Annotated in this window: 17 protein-coding genes; 15 read left to right on the top strand and 2 right to left on the bottom strand. The window is 62.8% G+C overall.

Annotation, left to right across the window (positions count from 1 at the left end):
- Positions 1 to 63: 63 nt before the first annotated feature.
- The gene (locus tag BUC24_RS03465; protein ID WP_073212727.1) at positions 64 to 3111 is read left to right on the top strand and encodes a ligand-binding sensor domain-containing diguanylate cyclase; all 3048 of its coding nucleotides are present in this window, start codon (positions 64 to 66) and stop codon (positions 3109 to 3111) included.
- Between the two features lie 61 nt (positions 3112 to 3172).
- Positions 3173 to 3895: a hypothetical protein gene (locus BUC24_RS03460; protein ID WP_143167374.1), complete on the top strand. Its 723-nt coding sequence runs from the start codon at positions 3173 to 3175 to the stop codon at positions 3893 to 3895.
- Between the two features lie 110 nt (positions 3896 to 4005).
- Here BUC24_RS03460 and BUC24_RS03455 read toward each other — a convergent pair whose 3' ends face one another.
- Positions 4006 to 4575, bottom strand: coding sequence for a riboflavin biosynthesis intermediates N-glycosidase (locus BUC24_RS03455; protein WP_073212725.1), 570 nt, complete (start codon positions 4573 to 4575; stop codon positions 4006 to 4008).
- A 214-nt stretch (positions 4576 to 4789) separates the two neighbouring features.
- On the opposite strand from BUC24_RS03455, the gene BUC24_RS03450 reads away from it, so the two are divergent.
- The 7 genes from BUC24_RS03450 (at position 4790) to BUC24_RS03420 (ending at position 15258) form a co-directional block, all read left to right on the top strand.
- Complete coding sequence (locus BUC24_RS03450; RefSeq protein WP_229448008.1) at positions 4790 to 7888, top strand: alpha-1,6-glucosidase domain-containing protein; 3099 nt, start codon at positions 4790 to 4792, stop codon at positions 7886 to 7888.
- Between the two features lie 184 nt (positions 7889 to 8072).
- Complete coding sequence (locus BUC24_RS03445; protein ID WP_073212723.1) at positions 8073 to 9503, top strand: aldehyde dehydrogenase family protein; 1431 nt, start codon at positions 8073 to 8075, stop codon at positions 9501 to 9503.
- Positions 9504 to 10017: 514 nt separating this feature from the next.
- Entirely contained in the window at positions 10018 to 10626 is a 609-nt protein-coding gene (locus BUC24_RS03440; protein WP_083598687.1) for a winged helix-turn-helix domain-containing protein, read from the top strand.
- Positions 10623 to 12482 carry an SLC13 family permease gene (locus tag BUC24_RS03435; protein WP_073212721.1) on the top strand — a complete coding sequence of 620 codons (1860 nt, stop codon included), beginning with the start codon at positions 10623 to 10625 and terminating at the stop codon, positions 12480 to 12482. The genes BUC24_RS03440 and BUC24_RS03435 overlap by 4 nt, the downstream gene beginning before the upstream one ends.
- Positions 12479 to 13513 carry an ABC transporter substrate-binding protein gene (locus BUC24_RS03430; protein ID WP_073212720.1) on the top strand — a complete coding sequence of 345 codons (1035 nt, stop codon included), beginning with the start codon at positions 12479 to 12481 and terminating at the stop codon, positions 13511 to 13513. The genes BUC24_RS03435 and BUC24_RS03430 overlap by 4 nt, the downstream gene beginning before the upstream one ends.
- 105 nt (positions 13514 to 13618) lie before the next feature.
- A complete protein-coding gene (locus BUC24_RS03425) occupies positions 13619 to 14695 on the top strand; it encodes an extracellular catalytic domain type 2 short-chain-length polyhydroxyalkanoate depolymerase (RefSeq protein WP_073212719.1) in 1077 nt (358 codons plus the stop codon).
- Between the two features lie 11 nt (positions 14696 to 14706).
- The gene (locus tag BUC24_RS03420; protein WP_143167373.1) at positions 14707 to 15258 is read left to right on the top strand and encodes a hypothetical protein; all 552 of its coding nucleotides are present in this window, start codon (positions 14707 to 14709) and stop codon (positions 15256 to 15258) included.
- Between the two features lie 47 nt (positions 15259 to 15305).
- On the opposite strand, the gene BUC24_RS03415 is transcribed toward BUC24_RS03420, so the two are convergent.
- A complete protein-coding gene (locus BUC24_RS03415; RefSeq protein WP_073212717.1) occupies positions 15306 to 16685 on the bottom strand; it encodes a hypothetical protein in 1380 nt (459 codons plus the stop codon).
- A 219-nt stretch (positions 16686 to 16904) separates the two neighbouring features.
- Between BUC24_RS03415 and BUC24_RS03410 the strand changes: the two genes are divergently transcribed.
- The 6 genes from BUC24_RS03410 (at position 16905) to BUC24_RS03385 (ending at position 21056) form a co-directional block, all read left to right on the top strand.
- The gene (locus BUC24_RS03410) at positions 16905 to 17444 is read left to right on the top strand and encodes a DUF2589 domain-containing protein (protein ID WP_073212716.1); all 540 of its coding nucleotides are present in this window, start codon (positions 16905 to 16907) and stop codon (positions 17442 to 17444) included.
- Positions 17441 to 17722, top strand: coding sequence for a hypothetical protein (locus BUC24_RS03405; protein WP_073212715.1), 282 nt, complete (start codon positions 17441 to 17443; stop codon positions 17720 to 17722). Before BUC24_RS03410 ends, BUC24_RS03405 begins: the two co-directional genes overlap by 4 nt.
- Positions 17709 to 18302 carry a hypothetical protein gene (locus BUC24_RS03400; RefSeq protein WP_073212714.1) on the top strand — a complete coding sequence of 198 codons (594 nt, stop codon included), beginning with the start codon at positions 17709 to 17711 and terminating at the stop codon, positions 18300 to 18302. Before BUC24_RS03405 ends, BUC24_RS03400 begins: the two co-directional genes overlap by 14 nt.
- A gap of 123 nt (positions 18303 to 18425) precedes the next feature.
- The gene (locus BUC24_RS03395) at positions 18426 to 19040 is read left to right on the top strand and encodes a DUF2589 domain-containing protein (RefSeq protein WP_073212713.1); all 615 of its coding nucleotides are present in this window, start codon (positions 18426 to 18428) and stop codon (positions 19038 to 19040) included.
- A 91-nt stretch (positions 19041 to 19131) separates the two neighbouring features.
- Entirely contained in the window at positions 19132 to 19797 is a 666-nt protein-coding gene (locus BUC24_RS03390) for a glycoside hydrolase family 19 protein (RefSeq protein WP_143167372.1), read from the top strand.
- A 53-nt stretch (positions 19798 to 19850) separates the two neighbouring features.
- Positions 19851 to 21056, top strand: coding sequence for a hypothetical protein (locus BUC24_RS03385; protein WP_073212712.1), 1206 nt, complete (start codon positions 19851 to 19853; stop codon positions 21054 to 21056).
- Positions 21057 to 21192: the final 136 nt, after the last annotated feature.

The following is a 21192-nucleotide window of genomic DNA, read 5'->3' as shown; positions in this document are numbered from 1 at the left end:
TACTCGGTATTGCGTGCATGCAATGCATCGGAATGCTGTTTCCCAAAGGGGGCCACCATCACATTGCGCCTGACTTCGTACCTGCGAGCCGTCCTGGTCGGCCTTGCCTTGCATCTGGGCGGGCACAACGCCGCCCTGGCCGCTGAGGCGCCGGGTGCCTACAGCTTCCGCAGTTATGGCCCCGAGCAAGGCTTGCGCAATCAAGCCGTGACCGGCCTGGCCCAGGATCGCGACGGCTTCCTGTTCGTCGCCACCGAAGATGGCCTGTTCCGCTACGACGGTAACCGATTCCAGCGCTTTGGCATCAGCCACGGCTTGCTGAGCGACAGCGTGGTGGCCATGTACCGTGAGCCGGGCGGACGCTTGTGGATTATCAGCGGCAAAGGGGCCCTGGCCTGGTCGGGCCTGGCGCCCGATCCGGGATTGACCGGTCCGCTGCTGCCGGATGCGCGCATCGACGCCATGGCCGCGAGTGCTACCGGCCACTTGCTGATCGGCACCGCCGATGGCGTGTATGAAGGCACGGCAGCGCGCCTGGCCCTGGTACCCGGCTTGCCGCGCGGGGAGATCGGCGCCGTCTGGATTGGCACGGACGGCAACTATGCACTGGTGGCGGCGCAAGGCAAGCTGTACCAGCGTCAGGGCAGCGGTCCGTGGCAGGTACGCGCCCTGCCCGGCGGCTATCGCAACGAATCGATCCACAGTGTGCTGAAGGACAGCCAAGGGCGCATCTGGATCCGTGGCCGCCGCGTGCTGCTGCGGCTGGCAGCGTTTGACGGTGCCGAACTCGATCTGAGCGCGCGCCTGCCAGGCGCTGCCGTCACCACGGGCCAGTTGCTGGCCGATGCACAAGGCGGTATCTGGGCCCCCAGCAATCTGGGCTTGGCGCGCTTTGACGATCAGGGCGTGCGCATCATTGACGAGCAACACGGCTTGCCCGGTCAATTCGTGAATCTCATGCTGATCGACCGTGAAGGCAATCTGTGGATTGCCTCGGAAGGCGTGCACCGCCTGCAAGGCCGGCAGGCATGGACGTCCCATACCCGGCGCCAGAAACTGCCGTCCGATACCGTCTGGAACGTGACCCGCACAAGCGATGGCTTGCTGTGGGCCGGCACCAATCGCGGCCTGGCCTATTTGGGTGAAAAACAATGGGAAGTCTGGCCCGGCACCGAAGAGCGCACCTTGTACGCCTTCGCCCAGGACAAAGCCGGCAACTTCTGGGTCACTGGCAACAATGCCAAGGCAGCAGGCAACACCCTGCTGTTGCGTGCCGCCGGTACCAGCAGTTTCCGCTCGCTTCCCCTGGATGGACTCGATGGACCGAGCACCGTCAATTCAATGGCATTTGGCCCCGATGGTGCGCTGTATCTGGCCACCCAGTCGCATGGCGTGCATCAGGTCAAGGCCGAGGGTACACGCTATGTCACCAGCGCAGTCGCCCTGCCTGGCGGCGATGCAAAGGAGCAAATCAACCTGGCCGTGCGCGCCCCCGACGGGGTGTTGTGGATGTCGGCGATGGGCGGTCTGGCCAGCTTTGACGGGGTCCGCTGGCGCCGCTATGGCACTGGCGACGGTCTGCGCGAAAATCACGTGGAAGCCATGGCATTCGACAGCAGCGGGGAAATGTGGATCGGCTACTGGAATTTGCACGGCCTGAGCCACTTCAAGCCCGGACCTGCCGGTCTGGGCAAAGTCAGCCACGTCGACCAGCCGGCCGATCTGGTGGCCGACAATATTTATTCGCTCGGCTTTGACAGCAACAACGCACTTTGGCTGGGCACCGCGCAAGGCGCCAAGCGCTGGAAAAACGGCCAGCTCGATCAATTCGGCCGGGGCGAAGGTTTGCCCAGCGATGACGCCTCTGCCAATGCCTTCTTTGCCGAGCCCAACGGCGATGTGTGGTTCGGCATGGCCAGCGGTCTGGCGCACTTCCAGGCGGCGGCAGAGCCACCGCCGCCGCCCCTGCCCGTCGCCCGCGTGCTGCGCCTGCAAGACGGCGCCGGCACAACCCTGGCCGGCCCCGCCCCCGAGGTCGACTGGCAAGCGCGTGCCCTCACCTTCCATTTCGCCACGCTCAGTTTCATCAATGAAGCGCGCGTGCGCACCCAGGTGCGCCTGGTCGGCTTCGAAGACAATTGGCGCGACACTGAAATCCACGAAGCGCGTTACACAGGGCTACCGCCGGGCAATTATCGCTTTGAAGTACGCGCCTCAGCCGGGGGCGGCCAGTGGGGGCCGGCTGCCGCACGCGCAGTGCGCATCGCAGCGCCCTGGTGGCGCACGGGATGGGCGCTGGCCTTGATGGCGGTGCTCGTTGCGAGCCTGGTGCTGTTGTTTGTGCGCTGGCGTCTGGGGTATCTGCATCGCCGCAACACCGAGCTCGAAGCACTGGTGCATGCGCGTACCGAAGCACTCGAGCATGCCAACGCGGCGCTGCAGGAAGCAAGCATGGTTGATCCGCTCACCGGCTTGAAAAACCGGCGCTTCCTGGGCTTGTCGATGCCCGACGAACTGGCGCGCGTGAGCCGCCAGTACCGCGCGCACGATCGCGAGCGTGCCGGCATCAACAAGTCGCTGCTGTTCTTCATGATCGACATCGACCACTTCAAGCTGGTCAACGACACTTACGGCCATGCCGCTGGCGACTTGCTGCTTCAGCACTGCAGCAACGCGCTGCGTAAGGCGTGCCGCGATGCCGACTTCGTGGTGCGCTGGGGTGGTGAAGAATTCCTGATCGTGGCGCGTAATTCCGACCGCGCCTACGCCGAACTGCTGGCCAATAATCTGCGCAAGGCCATCCGCGAGCTGCGGGTCGATGTGGGCAACGGCGCGACGCTGCAAAAAACCTGCTCGATCGGCTTTGCCGCCTTCCCCGTCATCGAAAGCGCGCCCGATGCGCACCCGTGGGAAGACGTGATCAAAATGGCGGACCAGTGCCTGTACGCGGCCAAACTGTCAGGGCGCGATGCGTGGGTGGGACTGGTCATGGGCGAGCACGCCAGCGATCCCGGCGCACGCATGGGCACGGAACTGGGCGCCGTGGTGGCGGAAGGCCGGGTGCAAGTGGTCAGTTCGCTGCCCGACGGGACGCCCCTGCGCTGGCAGTAGCTTGCTCTGCATTCAATGCTGCTGCCATAATCGTTCACCCAATCAAGATCGAAAGCATTCCATGAGGCTGTTCCCATTGTGCGCACTCGCGCTGCTGATGCATGTACCTGCCTATGCCGCGCCCGTGCCCATGCCCATGCAGGCAGACGAATACGTGGCACCAGCGTTCAGCGCGCCGGCTGCGGCAGCCTTGATCATTTTGCTGCCGGCCCAATCAGGTGGCAGCCAATACGACGCGGCCAATGGGTTTGTGATAGGCCAGCTGCAGGCGCAGCTGGTGGCAGCAGGATATCGGGTCAAGGGACTGGATGCGGCCAACTACGACCTGTTGTGGCAACAAGAGGCGCAGGCTGCCGGCGGTTTGTATGACCCGCTCACCGGCGACTTGCGCACGGAAGCCTATTTCCGCGCCATGAGCGCACTTGCCCAGCGCATCGCCGCTGCGACAGGCGCCGCGCTCGTGATCAAGCCGGCCCTGGTGTTGCGTGATGCGCGCCTGCTCGGCACCACAGCGCAATGGGATGGTCAGCGCAAAATGCCCAAGGCAAAAAATCTGTTCAACGACACCGTGCGCTACGACGGCATCACCACCGCCATCTCTGTCGAGTTCATCGCGATGTCGGGTGAAGGCGAGCTGGCATTCAAGACCTTTGGCGGCGTCACCTTGCCGCATCGCGGTGATATGTGGGACGGCAAGCAGGAAGTGCGCGACGACCTGTTCGCCAACGACAAAGAGATTGCCGAAGGGGTGAGCATTGCGCTGCGCCCCCTGCTAAAGAAATAGAGCCAGCCTGACCATTCCCCTCGGCGGCCTGGTGTACACGCCGCGCGAATTGGCCGCCACACTCACCCGCCTGCATCTGCGCGCGCAGCAGGCCTGACTGTGGTGGGTAGTCAGGCGCCAGCGGCTTGCAAGCGTGTCCGCGCCTCCATCAAGGCAAAGCCGAGCAGGTTCAAGCCTTTCCAGCGGCGCGGATGCTCCGCATGCGGGTCGTCCGCGGCCAGACCGATCCCCCAGATCTTGTCGACAGGACTGGCTTCGACCAGGATGCGGTCTTTGGTCTGCAACAGAAATGCAGCCAACGCTTGGTGTTGCGCAAATTTCGCCACATTGGCGCGCACAACGATTTCCCAGCGCTTTTCCTGCCACAGTGTTTCGTCAAACCGAAGTACACCGCGGCCGGCCGCCTTTGCCTGGGCCGGGCTTCTGGCCGCAAGGACCTGCGCCAGCGCGGCAGCGTCGCCGAACAGGCGCGCCTTTTCAGCCATCATAAAGTGTTCGGCGGTTCGGTAGCTTACGCCGTCGACGTCAAACGGTGCGCCAAACCATTGGCTGAAGCAAGCCTTCGTCACGATCTTCTCATTGGCCGCACTGTGCCCCCAGAACAGCAGGTATTTGGGTCGCCCGCCACGATCCAGATAATCAAGCAGTGAATCGCAAGAGCGAATATCTGAAGCATTCATGTTATTCCATTCTTTAAACTAAGTCCGACGAAGAATATCGCAGCCATTGCAATAAGGCAAACTTATTTTTACAACAGCGTGTTAAGCGCAAAACGATGTGTAGTAATATTACAAGCAGGGTTTTCCCTTCCTGCCAGCGGCGTCACAAAAACGATCTATTAAGGACAGGTCGCCGCTCGCCACATCAATCTCCGAGGAGACACATATGCGTTCCATGCGTAGTATTACTTCACGTCTATGGCTGACTGCGCTCGCCACTACCGTCCTGCTATCAGGCTGTGGCGGCGGCGACACGAGCCAGGCACCCCAGTCCAAAGTACTAGCCGCGACCGCCATCCAATCTGCCGCGCTCGCCCCCGCCACCGTGCGCATGCACTTCCGCCGTGCCCAGCACGACGAAGCCAATTGGGGCGTGTACTCCTGGTGGGGCCCGGTCAACCCGAGCCCGGCCTGGATCACCGGGCGCTTCATGCTGACCAGCAGCGACAGCTTTGGCGGCTACGTCGACATTCCAGTCGATACCAGCAAGGGCAGCATCTGGTTCCTGGTCACCGACGGCGACGGCAACAAGAACTGCAGCAGCGACCAGGGCACCGATTTCGCCGCGAACATCGCCACCCAGGGACAGGAAATCTGGATGCTGGAAGGCGACTGCACGCTCTACAGCGCACCGCCTCCTGTCACCTTCGGCAACCTGGGCGAAGCCAAGGCGCACTGGCTCTCGGCCAGCACCGTCGTGTGGCCGGGCGCACCGGCGGCGGGCAGTAGCTACAAGCTGTATTACGCTGCCAACGGTGGCCTTGGCTCGGCGCCGCAAGGTGTCACCGGTGCCGACGGCAGCATTGACTTGACCGTCAGCGGCGCTCTGCCGGCGGACCTGAAGGCCCGTTTCCCGCACCTGGCCAGCCACGTCGCGCTGACGATGTCGGCGCAGAGCGCAGCAGCGCTGCCGGCAAAGGCGAGCAACCAGTTCGCCATCGCGCAATTCGATGGTGCGGGCAACCTGGTGCAAGTGACCTCGCTGCAAGCAGCAGGCATGCTGGACTCGCTGTTTGCCGCAGCCGCAGCGTCGGCCAGACTGGGCCTGAGCTTTGACCGTGCAGGCGTGCCAACCTTCCGGGTCTGGGCGCCAACGGCAAAATCGGTCGGCCTGAATGTGTACGCCAGCGCCGACAGCGCCATTGCCAGCACGGTGCCAATGACGCGCGACAATGCCAGCGGGGTGTGGTCGTACACGGCGCCAAACGCCGCCTGGACCAACAGCGCTTACTACACCTACAGCGTGAACGTGCTGTCACGCTGGGCCGGCAACGCGATCGTCAGCAATGTCGTCACCGATCCGTATTCGCTTAGCCTCAATGCCAACGGCAAGCGCAGCTTTGTGGCCAATCTCGACAGCGCCGCACTCAAGCCATCGGGCTGGGACGGCCACGCCATTCCTAAGCTCGATCACCCGACCGACATCTCGCTGTATGAACTGCAGGTGCGCGACTTCAGTGCCAGCGACATGACGGTGCCAGCCGGGCATCGCGGTAAATTCATGGCGTTTACGGATCTGGAATCGAACGGCATGCGCCACCTGCGCATGCTGCAAAAGGCAGGCCTGAGCCATATTCATCTGCTGCCCAGCTTCGATATCGCCAGCGTCAATGAAACAGGCTGCACCACCCCGGTCATTCCCAACGTCGCTGGCAACTGGGCCGATCAGCAGGCGGCCGTGGCTGCCGCGGCCGACACGGATTGCTTTAACTGGGGCTACGATCCGGTCCACTACACCGCGCCGGACGGCAGCTTTGCCACCGATGCCAATGACGGCGCAGTGCGCGTGCGCGAATTCCGCTCGATGGTCAAGTCGCTCCATGAACAAGGCTTGCGCGTGGTGATGGACGTGGTCTACAACCACACCAGCGGCTCGCAACAAGGCCCGCTGTCGGTGCTCGACAAGATCGTGCCCACTTATTACTACCGTCTTAACGGTAGTGGCGGCATCACCAACGACAGCTGCTGCGCTGATACCGCTGCCGAAAACGCCATGATGGCCAAGCTGATGATTGACTCGGTCGCCACCTGGGCCAGGGACTACCAGGTCGACAGCTTCCGCTTCGACATCATGGGCATGGCGCCGCTCTCGGTCATCACCCGCCTGAAGGCCGATGTGAGCCAGGCTGCAGGCCGCGACATCTATCTGTATGGCGAAGCCTGGAATTTCGGCGTGGTGGGCAATGACGCGCGCTTTGTGCAGGCACGCCAGGCCAATATGTTCGGCACCGGAATCGGCTCCTTCAACGACCGCCTGCGCGATGCCGTGCGTGGCGGCGGCTGCTGCGACAGCGGTCCTGACCTGATTCGTCAGCAAGGCTTCATCAATGGCGCGTATGTGGATCCGAATGCCCAGTCGACCCAGAACAAGGACGATCTGCTGCGCCTTGGCGATTTGATCAAGGTCGGCCTGTCTGGCACCTTGCGCGACTACCGCTTCACCGACCGCTTTGGCAATCTGCGCAAAAATTCGGAGATCGACTACTTTGGCCAGCAGGCCGGCTTTACAGCCAGCCCGCAAGAGACCATCAACTATGTTGAAGCGCACGACAACCAGACCCTGTTCGATCTGAACGCCTACAAGCTGCCGCAGGGGACCAGCCGCGCCGACCGCCTGCGCGTGCAGAATCTGGGCGCGGCGATCAATATGCTGTCGCAGGGGATCCCGTTCTTCCACGCAGGGCAGGAAATCATGCGCTCCAAATCGATGGACCGCGACAGCTACAACGCCGGCGACTGGTTCAACAAACTCGATTACAGCTACCAGTCGAACAACTTCGGCGTCGGCTTGCCCATGCAGGGCGTCAATGGCAGCAACTGGGAGTTGATGTCGCCGATTCTCGTCAATCCGCTGATCAAACCGGACAGCGCATCGATCGTGGCCGCACGTGACTACTTCGTCGATCTGCTGCAGATCCGCAGCGACACTTCGCTGTTCCGCCTGCGCAGCGCTGCTGATGTGAACCAGCGGGTCAAGTTCCACAATACCGGGCCGCAGCAAGTGGCGGGGGTGATTGCCATGACCATTGACGGTGTCGGCTACCAGCATGCCAAGTACAAGCAGCTGGCCGTGTTCTTCAATGTGGACAAGGAAGCGCGCGATATCACCATCCCGGAGCTGCGCAATCAGATCTTTGCGGTGCATAAGGTGCAGCGCAATTCGAGCAGCGACGCACTGGCCAAGACGGCGACCTACAACCGTGCAAGCGGCACCTTCCGCATCCCGCCGCGTACGACGGTGGTCTTTGTCAGCACCCTGCCCGTGCCGCTCTAACAACATCGTCCTCGCGGAGGTGCCGGCGCATGCGCCGGCCCCATACCATATCGAACAACTTCGGTAACGTGGTATGGGTCCCCGCCTTCGCGAGGACGATGTGTGGGTATGCCGGTTTCGGCGCTGACGCCCCACCCTCGTCAGTGGTAAGCTCTTGTTTTGTTATAAAAAACCAAAGCGAGCCATGAAACAGAACTATATCAACGGCGCCTGGGTCGACGGCGCGACCTCCTCCGCCAACATCAATCCATCGAACACGGCCGACATCATCGACCACTACGCGCAGGCTGACGCACAGCAGGCCGAGATGGCCATTGCCGCCGCCGCTGCCGCCGCGCCAGGCTGGGCCCTGTCGAACATTCAGATGCGCGCCGACGCGCTTGACAAAATCGGCACCGAAATCATCGCCCGCAAAGAAGAACTGGGCACCCTGCTCTCGCGCGAAGAAGGCAAAACGCGTCCCGAGGGCATCGGTGAAGTGGCCCGTGCCGGCGCCATTTTCAAGTTCTTCGCCCAGGAATGCCTGCGCCTGCGCGGCGACAAGCTGCCCTCCGTGCGTCCCAACCTGGATGTGGAAATCACGCGTGAACCGGTCGGCGTGGTCGCCATCATCGCACCGTGGAATTTCCCGATCGCGATCCCTGCCTGGAAGATCGCGCCGGCGCTTGCCTATGGCAACTGCGTTCTGATCAAGCCGGCCGAACTGGTGCCGGGCAGCGCCTGGGCGCTGGCCGAGATCATCAGCCGCGCCGGTTTGCCAAACGGCGTGTTCAACCTGGTGATGGGCCGCGGCAGCGTGGTCGGCCAGGCCTTCCTGAACGACCGGCGCGTGAACGCGATCAGCTTTACCGGTTCGGTCAGCACCGGGCGCATGGTGGCGCAAACCGCCATCGGCCGCATGGCCAAGGTGCAGATCGAAATGGGCGGCAAGAACCCGCTGGTCGTGCTGAACGATGCCGACCTGGCCACCGCCGTCAATTGCGCCGTACAAGGCTCGTACTTCTCCACCGGCCAGCGCTGCACGGCATCGAGCCGCATCATCGTGGAAAAGAATATCTACCCGGCCTTTGTGGCCGCCATGACTGAAAAGCTGGCTGCCCTTAAAATCGGCGATGCCCTGGCCGCGGGCATCGACATTGGCCCTGTGGTTGATCAGAGCCAGCTCGATCAGGACATGGACTACATTCGCATCGGCCGCGACGAAGGCGCCAGGCTGGCCTTCGGCGGCGAGCGCATCACCGGCGCAACCCAGGGCTTCTTCCTGCAGCCTGCCTTGTTCACCGACTGCAGCAATGACATGCGCATCAGCCGCGAAGAAATCTTCGGACCGGTTGCCAGCGTGATCCCGGCCGACAGCTATGAACATGCCCTGGCCCTGGCCAACGACAGCGAGTTCGGGCTGTCGAGCGGCATTGTCACGACCTCCCTCAAGTACGCCACCCACTTCAAACGCCACGCCCAGGCCGGCATGGTGATGGTGAATGTTCCGACCGCGGGGGTCGATTACCACGTCCCGTTTGGCGGCAGCAAAGGGTCGAGCTATGGTTCGCGTGAACAGGGTACCTATGCGGCCGAGTTTTTCACCACCGTAAAAACCGCATATTGCGGCGTGTAAGCTATTTAAAAATCGTCGCACCCGCATTTGGGCGGGTGCGACGTTTGTATTTCTCCGGCTTTAATTGGCAGCGGCCTCGCCATTATCAATAAATAATCGCGCAACAATGCGGATGACGATCATCCCCACTCATTTATTTCTTGAGTGAATTCATTTACCCGATGTGGGTAAAAATCTAAATACAACGACTCGTGTACATTCCATGACTCACTCAACTGTTGAGCTGGATTTTGGCTAATTGCGCGTAAAACATTTTGAAAATCGGCCAAAATTGCTTCAACTGTTGCAACGACGCACATCAAAAAATCGGCCTCTGCGGTGCTCCTGAAAATAATCGTCGTTCAACTTAACTTAAATGCCGACAATAAACCGCGACGCACTTGAAATACCGTAACTGCCGATCACCTACTGACGATTCCTGATAATCACAGAGATTATCGACAGAAAATGTCAGATTCTCTCCATTGCCTCTGCCCTAATATTTCCCTATTAGCAACAGACATCAGAGGCGAATATGAGTGACCTTCTTTTACTGGGCAGAGCGGCTGGCTGCACCGATCAACTCGCTTCTATCTTTCTCAGCGCAGGTTACAAGGTCATTGAAGTGCGCGACGTTCTGTCCTGTTGCCGGCAACTCCAGTCCCACGTGCGCCAGTCCCAGGGCTCGCCGCTGGCGCGCGAGGGTGCGCAAAACAGCGATGACGAACACGGTATTACCATTTTCAATGCCGATGCAATTGCCTCGAATATGGACACCCGCTCGCGCAAGGAGCAATTGCGCCAGTGCATCGTCAATCTTGCGCGCCAGCTGACCCCGGGTTGGCGCTTGAGCATGCGCCACCGGGTGCTGGAAGCACCGAACGGCGCGGCGGCGGCCCTGACCAGCCTGGAATTTGCCTTCATTAAGATTTTCACCATGGTTGAAACGGGCGAAGCGGTCTCGCGCAAGCAGATCGTGCAAGCGTTTGGCGAAGACTATCTGAGCTACGACCAGAACCGGATCGACACCATGGTGCGCCGCCTGCGTCAGAAAATTGACGCCCAGATTGGCGTGCGGCTGCCGCTCAATACGGAGCGGGTACGCGGTTTTTCCTTCGGCGACGTCTTGATCATCGAACCATGACACCCGCTCCCGATCATGCTGAACAGCGCAGCGCCACGGACATCTTGCTGGCCGATCCGATCCTCGGGCAGTGCAGCCGTGCCAGCCTGGCGCGCGCCCTGGCGCATGCCAGCCCGCGCGAGGTGAGTGCGAATACCGTTCTGTACAGTGCGGGCGAAGCTGCCAGCCATTTTTACCTGCTGGTCGATGGCGCCATCACCCTGGTCTCGCCGGGCGGCCGGCGCTGCGCGCTGGTCGGGCCGCGCTTTGGGGAAGAAGCTGCCTCGGACGCGAACGATTATCTGACCGATGCCCTGGCATTGGAACAGAGCACCTTGCTCTGCCTGCCGCGCAGCAGCATGCAGGCGCTGGCAGCGGCCAATCCGGGTTTGCGTACCGATCTGCTGCTCTCGCTGACCAGTCACCTGGCCGGCGAACACCTGATGCCGGCCGAAAAGGCGCCCGATCGCCCTGCCAGCGGTTATCGGCGCCATGCCGCCCTGGGCTGGCTGCTGGTGATCGTGCTGCCGGTCCTGACCATGGCCGGTGGCGAGCACCTGGGCCTGGCGCGCCACATCAGCATGTTTCTTGCCATCTTCGGGGCCACCATGACGATGTGGGTGTGCAATCTGGCCGATGACTACGTGCCAGCGCTGTTTGCCCTGCTCGCCATTTTACTGACCGGACTGGTACCCACCCCGGTGATCCTGTCCGGCTTTGCTTCGGAAGGCTTTTTGATGGCCCTCAGCACGCTGGCCCTGGGCGCCGTGGTGCTCAGTTCCGGTCTGGGCTACCGCTTCATGTTGTGGATGCTTGACCGCTTGCCGAACACCCAGTTCTGGCACAACGTCGGCATGTTCATTACCGGCCTCGTGCTCACTCCCCTGATTCCCACCGCAAACGGCCGCGTGGCGCTGCTGGTACCGCTGTACGCGGACATGGCGGAAAACCTGCGCCTGCAGCGCGGTGAACGGGCCAGCACCCGCCTTGCGCTGACCTGCTTCAGCGGCGCCAGTTTGCTGTCGGCCACCTTTATCACGGCCAAATCGGTCAACTTCGCCGTATTCAACCTGCTGTCACAGGATGGCCAGGGCCGCTTTCAGTGGCTGACCTGGGCCATGGCGGCCAGTGTCAGCGCCCTGGTGCTGCTGGTAATCAACGGGCTGGCGGCGGCCATCTGGTTTCGCAACCGCGAGCGGCGCCACCTGTCAAAAGCCGGACTGCTGGCCCAGCGCAAGCTGCTTGGGCGGATCAATACGCGCGAGTGGGCCGCCATCCTCGGGATTGCCTTCATGGGAGTGGGGATTCTGACCAGCTCGGTACACAAGGTGGAACCGTCGTGGCTGGGCTTTGCGATGCTGTACGCCTTGCTGCTGTGCGGCATGCTCAATCGCAAGGAGTTCAAGGAAAAGGTCGACTGGACATCGCTGCTCTATCTGGCCGGAATTACCGGCATGGTGGCGGCCTTCCGCCATCTGGGACTCGATCAAAGCATGTCGGTGCTGGTGCCTGTTCTTGGCGACAATATGCGACAGCATTTTGCCCTGTTTGTGCTGCTGCTGTTTGTGCTGATTAATCTGCTGCGCCTGGCCGTGCCCAGCAATGCCGTGACCGTCATCCTCGCTTCCCTGCTGATGCCGCTGGCACGCGCCAGCGGGGTCAACGACTGGCTGGTGGGCTTCATCATTCTGGTTTTTTCCGATGCCTGGTTCTTCCCCTACCAGTGCAGCTACTACATGCCGTTTCACGAGCTCAACACACAGTCCCTGGTCTTTGATGCGCGCCGCTTTCTGCGCTTTAATGCCGTGCTCAATGTGAGCCGGCTGCTGGCCGTGTATGCCGCGTTTCCGTACTGGCGCTTGCTGGGCATCCTATGAAGACGCCCTCCGAGAAAATCATGCTCAGTGTGTTCCTGCTGGGGGCACTGGTCGCCTTTGGCTGGTATAACATCCAGAAGCCGAGCATCCTCATCCTGCACAGCTACGACCCCGACTATGCCTGGTCGCGTGATGAAAGCGTGGGCTTGAACCGGGTGCTGACCGAAAAATACCGCTACCAGGTGCACTGGTATTACATGGACACCAAGCGCCACCCCGACGAAGCCTTCAAACAGAGCGCGGGCAAAGCGGCGCGCGAGATGATCGCACGCAGCCAGCCAGACGTGGTCATCGCGCTGGACGACGATGCGCAGCAATTGGCGGCGCGCCGTTTCCGCAATGACCCGCACGTGAAAATTGTCTTTGCCGGTGTGAATGCCCCACCGTCGCGCTACGGCTACGACCAGGCCAGCAATGTGACCGGCATCCTCGAGCGCATTCCCTTGCATGCCGTGCGCGACGCCCTGCAAAGCAGCGCCACGCTGATTAGACTGGGAAGGCCGGTCCGGATTGCCTACCTTGGCGACCGCTCCGAAACCGTCGATCAGGACGCGGCCCAGGTCCGCGAGTTCAACTGGCAGCCACTGCAACTAAGCGCCGCGCTGCAGGTCGCGACCTGGCCCGAATGGCAGGACGCGGTAGGCCGGCTCGGTCAGGAAAACGATGTGCTGCTGCTGTCGAACTACCGGCGCCTACAGCGCTCGGCCAGCGATCCGACGCTGGTGCCACCGGCCGAGGTGGTGCGCTGGACCACCATCCACAGCACCGCCCCCGTGATTGGCCTGAACTTTTTCTTTACCGAAGATGGCGGCATGCTCGCCTTTGGCGCATCGCCCTACGAACAGGGAGAAGAAGCCGCCAGAATGGCGCTGGCCCTGCTTCTGGAGCAGAAAAACATGACTGCACTGGCACCGGCGAGCACGCGCCAGTTCATTGTCAGCATGCGCGGCGCAGCCATGCGCGAACGCCGCTTCGAACTGCCCGGCGTCTACGAAGCAGCGGCGCGCGCCAGCAATCAGTACCTGCCTTAACCGCCAGGCGGCGCGGTCAGAAATGGCCACGCAAGGCCGCTGGCGCGCCCCTATAGTCGATTCGGCAATCCTGCAATTTCTCCCACGACTGTCGAAAGGACCATCATGATTCATCCCCTGCGTCTCGTAGCCTCACTTGCCCTGTGCCAGCTTGCTTTTCCCGCGCTGGCGGCAGCGCCGTCCCTGCCTGCACTTGGCGCCGACCCTGGCAATACCTCGGTCTCGGGCATTTCCTCCGGCGGCTTCATGGCCGCGCAACTGGCAACGGCGTATTCTGCCCGCTTCCGCGGGGTGGGCGTCATCGCTGCCGGGCCCTACTATTGCGCCGGCACGTACGCGGCGTTGAGCCTGTTTCAAAACGCCACCACGACCTGCATGACGCCCTCCACCGCTGCCAGTGGCGCCGATGGTGCAGCCTCCTTGCGCAACGCTGCGCAGTTTGCCCGGCAAGGCTTGATCGACCCCGTCAGCAACCTGGCCAGGCAACGCGTGTATGCCTTCAGCGGCAGCAGCGACCACACCGTCAAGACCAGCGTGGTTGACCAGGTCAAACAGTACTATCTGCTGGCGGGCGCGGCGCCAGCGAACATCCTGTACCGCCATGACAGCGATGCCGGCCACTCCATCATCACTGCCAGCGACGGCGATGTCAGCTGTGCCGACACGCGCCCACCCTACATCAATAACTGCGGTTTTACCCAGTCGCAGGAATTGCTGCGCCACCTGGCAGGCGGCACAAGCAAGCCGGCAGCCAAGGCGCCGCTGACTGGCGACCTGCTGCAGTTCGACCAGCGCGAGTTTGTGCGCGGGCCATTGGCCAGCATGTACAACAGCGGCGCGGTCTATATTCCGCGCTACTGCCGCAGCAACAGCTGTGGCATCCACGTGGCCCTGCACGGATGCCAGCAGGGTGCCGGTGAAATTGGCGAGCGCTTCTACCGCAGCACCGGCTACAACGAATATGCCGATAGCAATGCGCTGATCGTGCTGTATCCCCAGGCCCAGGTATCGCGCGGCGTGCCCGTCAATCCCCAGGGCTGCTGGGACTTCTGGGGCTATTCCAACAGCAAGGATCAGCCGCCCTTCTATGCCAAGGGGGCGCCGCAGATGGCGGCCATTGTCGCCATGATCGAGCGCCTCGGCAGCGCGCGCGCAGTGCAGTCCACCCCTGTTAAACCATGAAAGGAAGCACCATGTCCCCTCACGCCATGTTCAGCTGGCTCGCCATGAGCAAAAATTCGTTTGACCTGTACAAGCAGCTTGCCCAGCAAGGGCAAGTGGGCTTGCTGGACGCTGCAGCGCGGATCCCCGCCGAACAGGCCCAGCTCGCCACCATCATGAAAGCCGCGCTCGATCTGGGGCGCCAGTGGACGCAGCTGCACGACAACGCGCTGACCAGCATGCTCCAAGCCCAGCTGGCCACCAGCGCATTCCAGCAGCAAGGCACGATCCTGCAAAACTTCCTGGAATTGCAGCAAAGCCTGGCGGCCGATCTGGCGCAGCAGCAGTATGGCGCCTTCAAGCTGGCCAGCGAGCGCAGCAGCGCCTGCATCAGTGACCTGCGCAAGGTGCAAAGCAAAGAGGAGCTGACCATCGTGGTGGCCGAATATGCCCAGGATGCCAGCGCGCAGCTGCGCGCCAGTGCGGCACAGACGGGCGGCTTGCTCAATTCGGCCAATGCCGCGCTGAACGTGCTGGTCAACAAGGCGCTGGACGCGATGGCCGAGCAGGAAGCAAGGTCCTAGGCCCAGGCAGGCAGTACGGCAAGGGAGCGCAGCGCGCTCCCTTTTTTTTATGCGGACGGCAGCGCGCCCTGCTCGGGCATCTCCAGCAAGGCGGGCGGCAGGACGCGGCCATAGGCGCGGCTGAACAGCACGCCGGCCTCGGCTGCCGCCTGGCGGAAGGCCTGCTGCAGCTGGACACGTGCTGCCAGCTCGCTTTCGGCCTGGCAGCGCTGCTGCAGCACCTGCATGCCACGCAGCTGGTCCTGCAACGGCGACAAGCCGTCGGCAGCGGCGCGCCCGCCCACATACACACCCTGGCTCATGCCCATCAAGGTCAGCAAGGTCGCGGAAATCTGGATATTGCCCAGCTCATCGGCACCACTGGCAATCACATAGGCGGCAATTACAAAGGTGAACACCAGCATCTGGAATTTGTAGATATCGAAACGCCGGTTGGTCATCAACAAGCCTTTGGCGCTGGCCTTGGCATGCACATCGTCAAACGGCGCGGTGAACCAGCCCAGCTCCTGCAAATACTGGTACATGGCCGGGTCCAGTTCCTTTCGGATCGTGGTGGCGGCCTGGGTGGCGGCCGTGCCGGCAGTGGAGATCCCGATCAGGTACAGCAGGTCGTTCGACAACTCTTGCAGCAGGCCGGTGCGCAGCCACTGGTAGAACAGCAGCGTGGCCACAATCAGGGTAAACACCAGCATCTGCAGCTGCGACAGGCTGGCCTGGCCGGTGGCACCGGTGATGTTCCATGGCGCCAGCCGCCCCCACAGTTCGGGCAAGCGCTGACGCAGCCCGTCCGCGGCGCGCCCGCGCCGCGGCACCGCGCAGCCAGCCACCAGGTAGAACACCAGCGCAAACAGGCAGGCCTGCAGGATGCTGGTGCGCTTGCTGCTGACGATCACCGGCAAGTCGCGCCCGAAGTAGGAGCGGCTGGCCACCGTGGCCTCGCGCTCGAATGCTGCCACCTTGAGGTGAACCGGATTGCCGCGCGTGAGCAGCTCATCGAGACCGACATCGGTCTCGATGCTGCGCAACTGGTGCAGCGAAGGGACGCGGAAGTACACCCGCATGCGTGTGACGATATGCTCCGCGCTCTGGTCCCGGACCATTTCCACGCTCTCCACTTGCAACGGCGTTGTGTGAATGCGGCCCGCGTACACCAGTTCAAAGTAACCCAGCACGCAGATCTGCTCCACCGGCACCGTGAAATTCGGTGACAGCGTGAAGTAACTGATGGTGCGGCTGGCCAGGGTCGGTGACGGGAACGCGATTTGCACCGCATCGAGCCTGGCCACTGCCAACGCGACCGGTGCGCGCATGCGCGCCACCTTCTCGGCGTCGCTCATGGTGGCCAGCACGCCAGGCGCGCACGGCAGCGCGACGTCTTCGCCGGCAGCGCGCGCGCCATGCGCGGCCAGGCAGCAGGCTAACAGCACACAGACTTTCCACATCGTCGCACGCTCCCCAGTCAGGTGCGCGCGAAATGCACGCCGCCGGCACCATCCTGCGCGCAGCGTGCCTGGCGGGTCTGACCATCGCTGACAGGCGCACATGGGCGCGTCAGTTTCGGTCAGCGCATGCCGCGGCGCCGTGGCTAACATCGTTTTTGCTGACAACCGTCAGTCACGGAATCGAGCAATCACAAGGAAAAATCAATGGCTATCCTGACGAGTCTTGAAGACATGGTACGAGCGATTGCGGGCTCGGTCATGAACGCGCAACACATGGTGGAGAAGGCGCAGCTCGCCAACATCGCCTCCTTTTTCGACGCGACCCACAAACCCACCTTGATCGAACTGGAACTGCCGGCGATCCACAGCACCGCCGCGCCGGGTGACCACTATCTGTATCAAGTGCCTGTCATCTCGCTGGTGCCGCACAGCTCATTGGTCATTGGTGAGGCCGAGATCGATCTCGACGTCGAACTGGGCGCGTTCGAAGAACACGAGCGCACCGGTGTGCATGAAGGGATCATCGACCAGCTGGGGCGCGCGGCGCCAGCGCCGAAAAAGGCCGGGTTGATGGTCAATCCCACCGCCGGCACGCTGGCCGCGCGCAGTGGCAATGCCGTCCACATCAAGCTCAAGCTGGTGGCCACCGAGAAGTCCGAAGGGCTGGCGCGCCTGGTCAACGATGTCGTCAAGGCCCAGGGACCGGTACCGATGCCGCCACGTCCTGCCGGGAGGCCCGCATGAGCAGCAATCACTTCCAGTTGACGAACATGCGCTTCATCAAGCGCATCGTGGTGGGTAACGACAACCCCCAGTCGATGCGTACCGAGGCCGAAGTGGCCGCAGCGATGGATCTGGTCAATCAGTGCCTCAGCGCGACGCCGCGCGGCTATCTGCTGAACATGGAAAAGAGCTTTGGCCTGTACAACATCGGCGAGCACCAGATTGTGCTGCAGTACGCGGTGTACCACATTGGCTTCGAGCGCAAACCCATGCACCTGGACCAGCATGGCAGCCCGTGAGCGCAGCGTCCACCACGCGGGCGAATTGCTGCGCGCCCTGACCGAGACCCAGGCCGCCGTCAATGCCAGTCTGCGCGACCACGCCATGGCGCGCCTGCGCGCCCCCAGCAGCGATGCGCCAGGCTTTCTGCGCTACCGCGACAACGCGCCACCGCATCGCAGCCACGCGATCGCACTGCACGAATTTGCGCGCCAGAGTGCGTGGTGCATCGAGCACCTGGCGCTCAACGTTGACGGCTACTGCGTGCAGCGCCGCTTTGGCTGGGAGCGCCGCCTGGAGTGGGTACTGAGCACGCGCCGGCCAGCCTGGTGGCGCCGCCTGGCCCGGCCCGCGCCGCTGCTGACGCTGACCATGCACGCGGGGCCGGGCGCGACGAATTTGGTTCCTGCTTCGCCCGACACGCCGCCCCCGCGCGGCGGGCACACGCTGATCGTGCGTCTTGCGCCGGCGCTGCAGCACCAGCTCGAACAAATCCACGCACATGCCTGCGCGCTGGCGCCCACGCGCGCGCAGCGCCTGTGGGCCTGGCTGCGCGGCGCAAAACGTGCGTCCAGCGCAGCGTCAGAAACCGACATTTGACCGCGCCTCTCCCGCCTTACGCTGTCCCTGTCACGCACTCACACCAAAGCGGGCGCGCCGACAACCACCCACGTTCGTGTGGGATCCATGACCCGCAAGGGTTCCATCAAAGAGGAGTAGAAAATGTCTGAACTGATTGACATGGCATCACAATTCAAAGGCTTGCCAATGGGGGACCTGATCGGCGGTCCGCTGTCGGCAGCTTGCGATGCACAGGTAAAGCTGGCCCGCGCCACGGCCGACTTCATCAAGACCATTGGCTTCATGCCGCCGGATGCGAACGGCAACCTGAATGAGACGCGCACGGCCAAGTTCTCGTACAACCGCCAGGTGCCCGACCCGCTCGACGTGAGCAAGACCAAGGATGAAAAAGTCGAACTCGATGTGCCGCTGCTGGCCATCGTCAAGGTCCCGAGCCTGGCCATTACCAAGGTCGACATCACCTTCGACATGGAAGTGAAATCGTCCTTCAGCGCCAAGGAAAGCCTCGATACCGCGGCCAAGCTGACCGCTGAAGCATCGGCCCGGATCGGCCCATTCAGCGTCACCGTGCACGTTGAAGGCTCGATTGCTGCGCACAAGGAAAACACGCGCACCTCCGACAACTCGGCCAAGTACCACGTGCAGGTGCTGGCCGAAGACAGCGGCATGCCTGAAGGCCTGGCGCGCGTGCTCGACATGATGCAGTCGGCGATTCAGCCGAAGGTGAGCGCTGCGCCCGCAGCCAAGACCCCTTAATCGGCCGGGCCAGTTGACGCCATCGGTCCGTGCACGGACCGATGGCGTCAACCCGGCCGCCCTCCCCTAGACCGGTCCCCAAGGAGTCACCATGAATGCAATCACTGAAGCACAACTACGCCTGGCGCTGTCGGCCAGCGATACCGACGCGCGCGCCGGCGTGTGGGCCGCGCCCCTTAATCATGCCATGCAGCTGTGCCAGATCGACACGCCAGTGCGCCAGGCCGCCTTTCTGGCGCAGGTCCTGCTGGAGTCGGGCGAGCTGCGCCAGCTGCAGGAAAACCTCAGCTACTCGGTCCAGCGCCTGCGCCTGGTGTGGCCACACCGCTTCCCCAGCGACGAGGCCGCCGCGCCATTTAGCCATCACCCCGAAAAGCTGGCCAATTTTGTGTACGCCGGCCGCATGGGCAATGGCGACGAGGCCAGCGGCGACGGCTGGCGCTACCGCGGCCGCGGCCTGATCCAGCTGACCGGGCGCGACAACTACAGCCAGTTCAGCAAGGCCATGGACCTCGACGCCCTGGCCAACCCGGACCTGCTGCAGCTGCCAGCGGGCGCGGCGCTGTCTGCCGCCTGGTTCTGGTCCGCCAAAGGCTTGAACAAGCTGGCTGACCAGACCGAGGGCAGCGAGGCCGACAGCCACTTCGCCGAACTGACGCGCCGCATCAACGGTGGCCTGAACGGGCTGCAGCTGCGCAAGGCGTACTGGCAACGCGTGCAGACCGCCTTGCGTGAGCGCCCGCCAAGCGCCGCCTGAACCTGGCCTACCACCGTTTTATCCACCCCCCGTTTCATTCAAGGAGAGCAGTCATGAGCAACTACAAAAAAGTGCAATTCATTTCGTGGGAAGTCTATTCCGGCCCCATCGTCGCCGCGCGCGACGCCCAGGGCCAGCCGACCGCCGGCGTGTATGTCGGCTGGCGCCGCTCACCGTCGGACGCGCGTACCGATGTCATGCTGCAGCGCCTCGATATCGAAGCGCGGGTGGCATTTACTGCCGACGCCATCGCGCGCGCCTACGCCGACAGCGACAAGGATGCGAGTACGCTCAAGGTGTTCATGGGCCCGGAATTTTTGTACCGCGGCGCCGGCGGCGCCTATCTGCACGATCTGATCAACGGCTGGAGCGGCGACGCCCCTGCCGAATTCGGTCTGCCGGCGCCCTTCAGCAAGCCATGGCCCGGCCTGTTCGGCAGCCTGCAGGCGCTGGCCGCCAAGCCCGAATACGAAGACTGGCTGTTCGTGTTTGGCAGCGCCATCAGCGCCAGCTTCCCCAGCGCGCGCTCCGTGAGCGGAAAATACTTGCTCGACCCCAGCAAGCCAGGCGAGATCTATAACACCGCCCTGGTCCAGCGCGGCGGCCCCAGCCATCGTGGCGACAACTATGCCTCGCGCAAGCACTACATCTCCGGCATTGATTTCATTCACTGGAACGGCGCCGTCAACCAGCACAAGCCGGGCACCGTACTGCCGCTGGACGCTGGCGCCCTGATTCCCGCCGACGTCCTCGGTGTGACCGAAGGCGGGGCCGTGTTCCGCATTGCCGGCATCAACGATGGCGCCGGCAAAGCCATCGATTTCGGTTTGGAAATCTGCCTGGATCACCTGTGCAGCGGTGGCAACGGCGCCAATGCCTTCGGGCGGATTCGCACGGCGGGCGAATATGTCAAGATCCAGCTGGTCCCGTCCGGCGGCATGCACCTGGTGGATGCCTCGATCCGCTTGCAACCCGGCGCCGGCCCGACCCCGTTTGCCTACGCCTTCAATTGCGACGGCTTGCGGCGCGGCAGCCAGGTCTGGAATGGCGCCAATGGTGCGGTCGTGCAGCCTGCCAACAAGCTGCTGGAGGCTGGCGCCGGCAACGTGGGCCAGGGCACCGTCGGCAGCACAGTCAGAGCCGTCGCACCCACGGCGGCCATTGGCGGAGTGCAAATCGCCGCCAGTGACCTGTGGAATGACGGCAATGCTGTCCAGGGCGCCGGTCACGTCCGTATCCTGAAGGCGCTGGCCCTGTAAGGACAGGCGGTAGCGGGTCCGGCAAGGCAGGCAAGCGTGCATTGCCGGATTTCCATCCATTCCTGCCCTTCACAGAAGGTACAGCCGGGCGCTGAGGCGGTAGAATGCTGTACCTGAAATGCAACGCCCAATTACC

The sequence above is a fragment of the Massilia sp. CF038 genome (genome assembly GCF_900129765.1).
Taxonomy (GTDB): domain Bacteria; phylum Pseudomonadota; class Gammaproteobacteria; order Burkholderiales; family Burkholderiaceae_D; genus Telluria_A.
Note: the sequence above shows the minus strand (reverse complement) of the source record. Positions and strands in the feature narration are given on the sequence as shown.